Annotated in this window: 10 protein-coding genes; 4 read left to right on the top strand and 6 right to left on the bottom strand. The window is 68.7% G+C overall.

The window, feature by feature from the left end; translation table 11 throughout:
• The first annotated feature begins 67 nt into the window (after positions 1 to 67).
• Positions 68 to 568 carry a 2-oxo-4-hydroxy-4-carboxy-5-ureidoimidazoline decarboxylase gene (locus ACT3TD_RS12675; RefSeq protein ID WP_301444259.1) on the top strand — a complete coding sequence of 167 codons (501 nt, stop codon included), beginning with the start codon at positions 68 to 70 and terminating at the stop codon, positions 566 to 568.
• On the opposite strand, the gene ACT3TD_RS12670 is transcribed toward ACT3TD_RS12675, so the two are convergent.
• The 4 genes from ACT3TD_RS12670 to ACT3TD_RS12655 form a co-directional block, all read right to left on the bottom strand.
• Positions 569 to 1,978, bottom strand: a complete 1,410-nt coding sequence (locus ACT3TD_RS12670; protein ID WP_301444258.1) for a GntP family permease — start codon at positions 1,976 to 1,978, stop codon at positions 569 to 571.
• Positions 1,979 to 2,062: 84 nt separating this feature from the next.
• Positions 2,063 to 3,211 carry a galactonate dehydratase gene (gene dgoD / locus ACT3TD_RS12665; RefSeq protein ID WP_441579087.1) on the bottom strand — a complete coding sequence of 383 codons (1,149 nt, stop codon included), beginning with the start codon at positions 3,209 to 3,211 and terminating at the stop codon, positions 2,063 to 2,065.
• Positions 3,208 to 3,864: a 2-dehydro-3-deoxy-6-phosphogalactonate aldolase gene (locus ACT3TD_RS12660; RefSeq protein ID WP_301444278.1), complete on the bottom strand. Its 657-nt coding sequence runs from the start codon at positions 3,862 to 3,864 to the stop codon at positions 3,208 to 3,210. The genes dgoD and ACT3TD_RS12660 overlap by 4 nt, the downstream gene beginning before the upstream one ends.
• Positions 3,861 to 4,709: an IclR family transcriptional regulator gene (locus ACT3TD_RS12655; protein WP_441579088.1), complete on the bottom strand. Its 849-nt coding sequence runs from the start codon at positions 4,707 to 4,709 to the stop codon at positions 3,861 to 3,863. The genes ACT3TD_RS12660 and ACT3TD_RS12655 overlap by 4 nt, the downstream gene beginning before the upstream one ends.
• A 130-nt stretch (positions 4,710 to 4,839) precedes the next feature.
• Between ACT3TD_RS12655 and ACT3TD_RS12650 the strand changes: the two genes are divergently transcribed.
• Positions 4,840 to 5,865 (top strand): sugar kinase, encoded by a 1,026-nt coding sequence (locus ACT3TD_RS12650; RefSeq protein WP_441579089.1) that lies wholly within the window; start codon positions 4,840 to 4,842, stop codon positions 5,863 to 5,865.
• A gap of 47 nt (positions 5,866 to 5,912) precedes the next feature.
• On the opposite strand, the gene ACT3TD_RS12645 is transcribed toward ACT3TD_RS12650, so the two are convergent.
• Both ACT3TD_RS12645 and ACT3TD_RS12640 read right to left on the bottom strand, forming a co-directional pair.
• Entirely contained in the window at positions 5,913 to 6,272 is a 360-nt protein-coding gene (locus ACT3TD_RS12645) for an FKBP-type peptidyl-prolyl cis-trans isomerase (protein ID WP_441588244.1), read from the bottom strand.
• Positions 6,273 to 6,466: 194 nt separating this feature from the next.
• A complete protein-coding gene (locus ACT3TD_RS12640; protein ID WP_444615062.1) occupies positions 6,467 to 7,762 on the bottom strand; it encodes a citrate synthase in 1,296 nt (431 codons plus the stop codon).
• 327 nt (positions 7,763 to 8,089) lie between these two features.
• Between ACT3TD_RS12640 and serC the strand changes: the two genes are divergently transcribed.
• Together serC and sepH are read left to right on the top strand one after the other, a co-directional pair.
• The gene (serC, locus tag ACT3TD_RS12635; RefSeq protein ID WP_301444055.1) at positions 8,090 to 9,226 is read left to right on the top strand and encodes a phosphoserine transaminase; all 1,137 of its coding nucleotides are present in this window, start codon (positions 8,090 to 8,092) and stop codon (positions 9,224 to 9,226) included.
• An 81-nt stretch (positions 9,227 to 9,307) separates the two neighbouring features.
• Entirely contained in the window at positions 9,308 to 10,408 is a 1,101-nt protein-coding gene (sepH, locus tag ACT3TD_RS12630) for a septation protein SepH (protein ID WP_301444054.1), read from the top strand.
• Positions 10,409 to 10,410 lie beyond the last annotated feature (2 nt).

Below are 10,410 nucleotides of genomic sequence, written 5' to 3'. Positions count from 1 at the left end.
GGCACCACCGATCGGAGTTCACCACCGCGAAACGGATCGGAAATGCCCCGCCGGTTCACTGGGAACCATGATTGACACCGTTCCCGTCACCACAGTCGACGACCTCAACAGGATGACCCCCACCGAGGTCACAGAGATGATCGGCGCCCTGCTCTACTCGCCCCCGCTCGGCGCGGCCATTGCCGCCGCCGCACCTTTCCGCAGCCTCGAGCACCTGCTCGACGTCGCCCACCGTGAACTGCTGCGGCTGCCACGCGTCGAGATCATCACCAGCATCCAGTCCCACCCGGTCCTCGGGGAGAAGACGACCGACTCCTACTCGCGCGAGGAGCAGGCCTTCATCCTCGACTCCCCTCCCGAGGTCCTCGCCGAGATCTCCGACCTGGCACGCCGCTACGAGGCACGGTTCCACCACATCTTCCTGGTGTGCGCCCAGGGCATCGGTGGCAACGAGGTCCTCCTGCTGCTCAAGCGGCGCCTGGAAAACCCCACCGTCGGTGAATGGGAGACCACCGTGCGCGAGCTCGGCAGGATCAACGCCCTGCGGCTGCGCACGGTGGTCGGCTGATCACACGAGGCTGACCACCCCGTAGATCACGAGCACGAGGGCGAAGGCGACAACCGACTCGATGGTCTGCTGGACCGTCCACACGCGCAACGTGGTCTTCACGTCCATGTTCAGCAGGCGTCCGACCAACCAGAAACCAGAGTCGTTGACGTGGCTGGCGATCACGGAACCCGCGGCCAGCGACATCACGACACAGGCCACCTGGACAGCCGACATGTCGCTCGACGCCACACCGTCGGCGACCAGGGCCGCCGCGGTGGTCAGCGCCACCGTTGCGGAACCCTGTGCCACGCGGATGGCCGCGGCGATGAGGAATGCTGCGACGATGAGCGGGATGCCGAGGGAGTCGAAGGACTGGGCGATCGCGTCGCCGATACCCGTCGCACGCAGCACGCCGCCGAACATGCCGCCGGCACCGGTGATCAGGATGACGGAACAGACCGGACCGAGGGCACCGTCGATCGTCTTCTCGATGGCGGTTCCGCTCTTGCCGCGGCGCAGGCCGAGCGCGACGATCGTCACGAGGACGGCGATGAGCAGCGCGACGGGCGTCGCGCCGACGACCTGGACGGCGTGCACCCAGCTGGCGTCCGGGTCCACCACGCCGATGGAACCCAGGGCGTCCAACCCGGTGTTCAGCAGGATCAGCAGCAGCGGCAGGACCAGCAGGAAGACCACCAGGCCCGCGCTCGGCGGCTTCTCGATCTCCTCTTCCTCACCGACCATCTTCGCGAACACCGCGTCGGGCACGTCGATGCGGTGACGCTTGTCGACGACCTTGCCCCACAGGTGACCGGAGATGAACCAGATCGGGAACGCCAGGATCAGACCCAGGATCATCACGATGCCGAGGTTCGCGCCGGTGAACTCCGTCGCTGCGACGGGCCCGGGGTGCGGCGGCAGGAAGACGTGCATCACGGACAGCGCGGCGGCGACGGGGATACCGACCGCCAGGAGGTTGAGCCCGAGGCGGCGTCCGACCGCGTAGATGATGGGGACCATCAGCACGAATGCGGCGTCCATGAAGATGGGGAAGCCGACGAACAGGGCGGCGACACCGAGGGCGAACGGTGCCCGGTCCTCGCCGAAGATGCTGATCATCTTGTCGGCGAGTGCCTTCGCTCCGCCGGACGTCTCGACGAGAGCGCCGAGCATCGCGCCGATCGCGACCAGTAGGGCGACGTTGCCCAGCGTCCCGCCGAAACTGCTCACCATGGTGTCGACCAGGTGCTCGGCGGGGATACCGGCGACGATCGCCGTCAGAAGGCTGACGATGACCAGGGAGAGGAACGCATGGAGCTTGAGCTTCATGACCATGAACAGGAGCAGCGCCACGGCGACCACGGCGAGCCCGATGAGCCCTCCGGTGCCGAGCCAGCTTTCCCAGCCGGTCTCTTCGATCCAAGGCATTGTGGGGTCCTTACGTCGTTGGGATGGGGGTTGGGCAGGGGGTTGGGCAGGGGTGCGCCGGCCGCGCGGCGCGGCGCGTCCGGGTCACCATTCGGCGAAGGACCCATCGGCGTGCCGCCAGATCGGGTTGCGCCAGCGGTGTCCGGTCTTCGCCCGTTCGATCACGTAGTCCTCGTCGATGTCGATGCCGAGGCCGGGACCGTCCGGGATCTTCACCATGCCGTCCTCGTAGGCGAAGACGCTGCGGTCTGTGATGTAGTCGAGCAGGTCGTTGTCGGCGTTGTAGTGGATGCCGAGGCTCTGCTCCTGGATGACCGCGTTGTAGCAGTTGGCGTCCAGCTGCAGGCAGGTCGCCAGGGCGATCGGCCCGAGCGGGCAGTGCAGCGCGAGGGCGACGTCGTAGGCCTCCGCCATCGCGGCGATCTTCCGGGTCTCGGTGATGCCGCCGCTGTGGCACGGGTCGGGCTGGATGATGTCCACCGCCCCACTGGCCAGGACGTCCTTGAAGTCCCACCGGCTGAACAACCGCTCACCCAGGGCGATCGGTGTCGGGGTCGCCCGCATCGTGTCGAGCAGGGAGTCGACGTTCTCGCTGAGCACGGGCTCCTCGATGAACATGAGGTGGAACTGCTCGAGTTCGCGGATGAGGGTCTTCGCCATCGGTGCGTGCACACGGCCGTGGAAGTCCACCGCGATGCCGATGTTCTCACCGACGGTCTCCCGGATCGTCGCGACGTTCTCGACGGCGCGGGTGACCTTGTCCCAGGAGTCGATGAACTGCATCTCCTCGGTGCCGTTCATCTTCACCGCGCTGAAGCCACGGGAGACCGCGTCCGCGGCAGCCTTCGCGGTCTCCGAGGGACGGTCACCGCCGATCCAGGAGTACACGTCGATGCGGTCGCGCACGCGACCGCCGAGGAGCTGGTGGACCGGCAGGTCGTGCGCCTTGCCCTTGATGTCCCACAGCGCCTGGTCGATACCGGCGATCGCGCTCATCAGGATGGGTCCGCCACGGTAGAACCCGCCGCGGTACATGACCGTCCACAGGTCCTCGATGTTCGCGGGGTCCTGGCCGATCAGGTAGTCGGAGAGTTCGTCGACGGCGGCGCACACGGTGGCGGCCCTGCCCTCGACGACAGGCTCCCCCCATCCGACGATCCCCTCGTCGGTCTCGATCTTCACGAAGGCCCAGCGGGGTGGGACCTGGTAGGTGGTGACTGCGGTGATCTTCACTGGTTGTTCTCCTCGTGCTTTTCCTGGCTGCTTTCCTGGTGGTTGTTCCAGACGGTCATGAGGTCGCGGGCGGCCTGTTCGAGCTCACCGGTGCTGCGACCCGGGCTGTAGAGGGTCGACCCGATCCCGGCACCCCGGGCACCCGCGGCGAGCCAGTCGCCGAGGTTGCCGGCGTCGATTCCGCCGACGGGCAGGAACTGGGTTCCCGCCGGCACCACGGCCGACCACGCCTTCATCCCGGCGATACCGACGGACGGTGCGGGGAAGAGTTTCAACGCCCGTGCACCGGCGCCGAGCGCGGCGAAGGCCTCGGTCGGGGTCGCGACACCGGGATACGGTTCGAGACCGAGCTCCACCGAGCGGGCGATCACGGCCGGGTCGGCGTTCGGGGCGACGACGATGCGTCCACCGGCGTCACGGACCCGGTCGACGTCGGCGACCGTGACGACGGTCCCGCCACCGACGACGACGTCGGGAAGACGCTGCGCCAGCAGCTCGATCGAGGTGAAGGGGTCGGGAGAGTTGAGGGTGACCTCAAGCCGGCGGAAACCCGCCTCGCGCAGGGTGTCACCCACCGCGGGCGCCTCGGCGGGAGTGAGCCCCCGCAGGATGGCGATGAGGCCGGTGGGCGGAAGCTGGTCTGGTCTGGTCACGGGTTGACTCCAGGATCGGGGGACGAAGGGTGGGCGGGTTCTCGTGTCTCGACGGGCACCACCTGCACACCGGTGGGTGCATGTGCCGACAGCTCGTCGCGCAGGTACGGGCCGAGTTCCGCACGCCGCGCGTCGGTCATGCGGTCCGCCGGCCCGGTGATGCTCACGGCCACGTCCGCGCCGTGGGGACGGGTCAGGGCGACGGCGACGCAGCTGATGCCGCGTTCGTTCTCCTCGACCTCCTCGGCCCACCCGCGGGTACGTGCCTGGTCAAGGGCCTCGGCGAGCCGCTCGACGCTGACCTCCGGGGCGGCGTTCACCGGCAGGTCCGTCTGCGCCCGGGCATCTGCGACGTAGGTTTCGAGGTCGGACGCGCCGGCGCCCTGCGCGGCGAGGAGTGCCCGGCCGAGGCCGGTGCGTGCCGACGGCGCCAGGTTGCCGACGCGCGACCAGACCCGCAGCGGACGGTCGGGGTCGACCTTGTCCAGGTAGAGCACCTGGGTCCCGGACAGCGTGCCGAGGTGCACGAGTTCACTCGTACCCTGCGAGAGGTTCTCGAGCAGGGGCCGCATCATCGCGGGCAGGTTCTCGTCGCGGTGGAACTCGAGTCCGAGTCTGAGCGCGCTCGGGCCGAGCCGGTAGCGCTTCCCCTCGGATTCCCGGGCGGCGTAGCCGCGGAAGACCAGGGCGCCGAGCAGTCGGTGCGCCGAGGGCTTCGTGAAACCGGTCTCCCCCGCCAGTTCGGCGAGCGTGGCCCCGTCGGGACCGGCCTGGGCGAGGAAGCCGAGGAGGATGAGCGCCTTGTCGACGCTCGCCACGGGGCTCACGTCCTGTTCTGCCGACATCGGCGCCTCCTGGTCGCTCGCCGGCTCCCCGGCGACACTGATACTGTGTTACGTAATGCAGAATGTACGTTACGCTATGCGGAACGTCAATGCCGAGATCTCCGCCCCAGACGCTCGAGAAGGACACCCCATGAACGCCCCCACACCCACCCCACGCCGAGACCCGACGGACCGTCCGGTGAGCGCGCAGGTGGTGACCATCGGCGAGACCATGGCGATGATGCGCAGCGGCCAGGTCGGATCCCTCGCGCACCTGCCGTCGGTCGACATCTCCCTCGCCGGCGCGGAGTCGAACGTCGCCATCGGACTGCAGCGCCTCGGCGTACAGGCCGCATGGGTCAGCCGGGTCGGCCACGACCCGCTGGGCACCCGGGTGATGCGCGAGATCCGGGCCGAGGGTGTCGGGGTGCACTGCCGGGTCGACCCGGAGCGTCCGACCGGCCTGATGCTGAAGTCCCGCCCCACCGCGACGACGACCCGCGTCGACTACTACCGGGCCGGCTCCGCCGCCTCGGCGCTCTCCCCCGCGGACCTGCCGGACGCACTCGTCGAGGACGCCGACGTCCTGCACCTCAGCGGCATCACGCCGATGCTGTCGGAGTCGGCGGCGCGCGCGATGACCGCGGCGGTGGACCGCGCCGTCGCCGCAGGGACCCGGATCAGCCTGGACGTGAACTACCGTTCCCGGCTGGGCTCCCGCGAGCGTCTGGGTGACCTTCTCGCCGGCGTCCTGCCCCACGTCGACATCGTGTTCGGCGGCCCCGAGGAACTCACGATCCTCGCACCGGGCCACGCCGAGGACGACAACGAGTACGACGAGGCCGACCTTGCCGCGCTGCTGCGCGCGGTGGCGACCCTGGGGCCTGCCGAGGTCGTGGCGAAGCTCGGCGCGGACGGGGCGACCGCCCTACGCCACGGAGAGCTGACACACGGCCCCGGACAGGTCGTCGACGTGGTGGACACCGTCGGCGCCGGCGACGCCTTCGTGGCCGGCTACCTCAGCGCCGTCATCGCCGGCGCGGACTCGGCCACGCGCCTGGACCGGGCGAACTCCTGCGGCGCCTTCGCGTGCACCACCCCGGGGGACTGGGAGAGCGCACCGTTCGCCGAGGACCTCGCGGCCGGACAGGACGGCGGGGACCCCGTCTCCCGCTGAGCCCCTCCTGAATCCCCCTGGATCCCCCCAGTACGTTGCCGGTGGACCTAGCGGGCGTCCACCAGGTCGATGATGAAGACCAGGGTGCGCCCGGCGAGCGGGTTGCCGGCACCGGCCGGGCCGTAGGCCAGCTCCGGCGGGATGGTCAGCTTGCGACGACCGTTGACCTTCATGCCGGGGATGCCGTCCTGCCAGCCCTGGATCAGGCCGGTCAGCGGGAACTCGATGGTCTGGCCACGGTCCCACGAGGAGTCGAACTCCTGGCCGGTCTCGTAGTCCACGCCCACGTAGTGGACCTCGACCATGCCGCCGGGCACGGCTTCGGCGCCGTCACCGACGGAGATGTCCTCGATCACCAGGGAGGACGGGGCGGGGCCGGACTGGGGCTCGATCGTGGGCTTGCTCATGGAGGTACTCCTGTGGGTTCGCGGTCGTGCTAACCGAACCAGATTAGCAGGCCTGCGTGACGCGCAGCCCGCGCAACGCGAAAAGGCAGGACGCCCCGTCCCGCGTGGTGCGGGGCCGGGGCGTCCTGCCCGTGTGCGGACGGTGCGCGCACCGTCCTGCGTTCCTGCCTGTGTTCCTGCTTGGGAGGCGGTGTCTAGCGCTTGTCGCGCGGGACGAAGGAGCGCTTGCTCTCGCCGGTGTAGATCTGGCGCGGGCGGTTGATCTTCGCCGACGGCTCGTTGATCTGCTCCAGGTAGTGGGCGATCCAGCCCGGCAGGCGACCCATGGCGAACAGCACGGTGAAGAAGTCCGTGGGGAAGCCCATGGCCCGGTAGATCAGGCCGGTGTAGAAGTCCACGTTCGGGTACAGCTTGCGGGAGATGAAGTAGTCGTCGTTGAGGGCGATGTCCTCGAGCTTCATCGCGAGGTCGAGGAGGTTGTCGCCACCGAGGTGCTCCAGGATCTCGTGTGCGGACTCCTTGACGATCGCGGCGCGCGGATCGTAGTTCTTGTACACGCGGTGACCGAAGCCCATGAGCTTGACGCCGGGCTCCTTGTTCTTCACGCGGTTCATGAAGTCGGTCGCGTCGCCACCGTTGGCGTGGATCTCCTCCAGCATCTCCAGGACGGCCTGGTTGGCGCCGCCGTGCAGCGGGCCGGACAGGGCGTTGACGCCCGCGGCGATGGAGGAGTAGATGTTCGCGTGCGAGGAGCCGACCATGCGCACGGTGGAGGTGGAGCAGTTCTGCTCGTGGTCCGCGTGCAGGATGAGCAGCTTGTCCAGTGCCTTGGACAGCACCGGGTCGACCTCGTAGTCCTCGGTCGGGTAGCCGAACATGTTGCGCAGGAAGTTCTCGCGCGCGTTGAGGTTGTTGTCCGGGTACATGTAGGGCTTGCCCTTGGACGCACGGTAGGCGTAGGCCGCGAGCATCGGCACCTTCGCCATCAGGCGGTGGGTGTTCTTGACCTGGAAGCCCTTGTCCAGCGGGTCGAGCTCGTCCTCGTAGTAGGTCGCGAGGATGTTGACGGACGAGGCCAGGACGTTCATCGGGTGCGCGTTGCGCGGGAAGATCTTGAACTGGCTCTTGAAGTCCTCGTCGAGCAGCGTGTGGCGCCGGATGTTCGCGTTGAACGTCTCCAGCTCCTCGTTGTTCGGCAGCTCTCCGTTGATGAGCAGGTAGCTGACCTCGTTGAACGTGGCGTTGTTGGCCAGGTCGGCGATGTCGTACCCGCGGTAACGCAGGATGCCCTCGCCACCGTCGATGTAGGTAATCTCGGAGAGAGTGGAACCTGTGTTCACGTAGCCGGGGTCAACGGTGGTCAGACCGGTCTCGGCGAGCAGCTTGCCCAGCGCGAATCCGGAATTGCCCTCGTTGGCCTTGACGATCGGCATTTCGTATTCGCCACCGGGGTAGTGGAGAACGGCCTTGTCCTGGTTGTCGGAAGCCATTGACAGCCCTTTCGTTTATTCAGGTACTTCGATGCTTTCGGTTATGCCCCGGGACGGAGATCACCGTCCCGGGGCCCGCCTCGAACCGAGCGGCCCGAGGTGAGGAAATCTCACGGAGCGGACCGTCGACGATCGTGGGATAGGACACACTGTACCGAATCCCCCCGGAGCCGACACAGTAGGGTCGTACGGTATCCCCGTCAGCCACCCCCGTTGCATCCCGGAGTGTGGGACAACATGTCCCAGAGACGCCCTCACCGGCTAGGCTGGCGGAGTTCCCGAACCACCGTGCTTGGAAGACTAGGAAGAGAGCCAGGAAAGCCGATCATGAGCGACCAGTTCCCCACCCTGCCCGAGAACCTCCTGCCCGCCGACGGCCGATTCGGTTGCGGCCCCTCGAAGGTCCGCCAGGACCAGATCGACGCCATCGTCTCCGGAGGCCGGGGCGTCATCGGCACCTCCCACCGCCAGCCGGCCGTGAAGAACCTCGTCGGTTCCGTCCGCGAGGGCCTGTCGGACCTGTTCAACCTGCCCGAGGGCTACGAGATCATCACCTCCCTCGGCGGCGCCACCGCCTTCTGGGACTCCGCCTCCTTCGGCCTGATCCGCAACCGCTCGGCGCACCTGACCTACGGTGAGTTCTCCGGCAAGTTCGCCTCGGTCTCCAAGAAGGCCCCGTGGCTGGACGAGCCGCAGGTCTTCGCCTCGGAGCCGGGCACCGCCCCCTCCCCCTCCGAGCTCGACGGTGTTGACGGCGTCGACCTGGTCGGCTGGGCGCACAACGAGACCTCCACCGGCGCGATGGTGGACGTGAAGCGTCCCGCGACGGACGCGCTGGTCGCCATCGACGCCACCTCCGGTGCCGGCGGACTGCCCGTCGACATCGCCGAGACCGACGTCTACTACTTCTCGCCCCAGAAGTGCTTCGCCTCGGACGGTGGCCTGTGGTTCGCCGCCTTCTCCCCGGCCGCCCTGGAGCGCGTCGAGGAGATCGCCGCCACCGACCGCTACATCCCGGCCTTCCTGGACCTGAAGACCGCGGTGGACAACTCGCGCAAGAACCAGACCTACAACACCCCGGCCGTGTCCACGCTGCTGATGATGGACGCGCAGGTGAAGTGGATGAACGCCAACGGCGGTCTGGACGGCATGGTCGCCCGCACGTCCGAGTCGTCCTCCACCCTGTACAGCTGGGCGGAGGCCCGCCCGGAGGCCTCCCCCTTCGTCGCCGAGGCCGCGAGCCGTTCCCTGGTGGTCGGCACGATCGACTTCGACGACTCGGTGGACGCCGACGTCATCGCCAAGACGCTGCGCGCCAACGGTGTGCTGGACACCGAGCCCTACCGCAAGCTGGGCCGCAACCAGCTGCGCGTCGGCATGTTCCCGGCGATCGACCCGGAGGACGTCAGGACGCTGACCTCCGCGATCGACCACATCCTCGACTCGGGCATCGCCTCGCGCTAACCCGAACAGGACGTACCGTCAGGTCCAGACCCCTGACTCACCCCCGGAAGCTCACCGTCTTCCGGGGGTTTTTGCGCTACTGTGGCGGAAAACACCGAGTGGATGATGGAGGTCCCACCGATGCAGGAACTGCGGTTCGTCCAGGACGACAGCGACCGGGCGTCCCTCGTTCTCCGCGTGGCCGACAGTGGCGCCGAAGGCACTGACGGGGAGGACGCGACCCCCGGGTTCTTCCTGCCGGTCACCGACGAGCTCACCGAGTTCCTGGGCACCCTGGTCCAGCCTGCGGCGGAGTCCGTCTCAGCGGACGCCGCACCGGAGACCGCCCAGGACGCCACCCAGGAGACCACCACGGCGGCCGAGGCGCCGGACGCGGCGGAACCCGCCGTCATCCCGGTGCGTGAGCGCGTGCACCTGCGCCCGCGCGACATCCAGGACCGCATCCGCCACGGTGAGACCGTGGAGCAGATCGTCGCGGAGACCGGCATGGAGGACCGTCGCGTCCGCCCCTTCGCCGTGCCGATCGCGATGGAGCGCCACCGCATCGCCGAGATGGCGCGCGACGCCCACCCGGTCCGTGCCGACGGGCCGACGGACGCACCCCTGCGCGAGGTGCTCGCCGGCGCCTTCGCCGCCCGTGGCGAGAGCCTGCGCGCCGCCGAGTGGTCGGCGGCGATGGACTCGTCCGACCACTGGGTGATCTCGGTGAGCTGGACGAAGGGCAACCGGGAGGGCGCGTCGCGGTTCGTCGCCGACTTCCGCTTCGTCCCGGGTGAGGACGGTCCGGCGACCGCCGAGCCGGTGAACTCCGTGGCGTCCGACCTCATCGACCCGCGCTTCGAGCGTCCGGTGCGCACGGTCTCACCGGTGGTTCCCTCCAGCCGCGGGGAGGACGACACCCCCGCCACCGAGGAGACCCGGCCGGACACCGCCGCCGTCCATGACCCCGCCGAGGACACCGGGCCGGCTGAGACCGACGGGTCCGACGAGCCCACCGGCGACTCCTCCTCCGGGGGCGGCGCCGACGCCCCCGTCGACCTCTTCGGCCGCCGCTCCCACCCCGCGGGCGGTGGCGAGGACCCTGCCAAGCGCAAGAAGAAGGCCGTCACGCCCCACTGGGAGGACGTGCTGCTCGGGGTCCGTACGAACCCGCGGGCAAACGGCCGGAACAAGAAGAAGTAGAC

Source organism: Corynebacterium sp. AOP36-E1-14, assembly GCF_052377495.1.
In the GTDB taxonomy this organism is placed as follows: Bacteria; Actinomycetota; Actinomycetes; order Mycobacteriales; family Mycobacteriaceae; genus Corynebacterium.
Note: the sequence above shows the minus strand (reverse complement) of the source record. Positions and strands in the feature narration are given on the sequence as shown.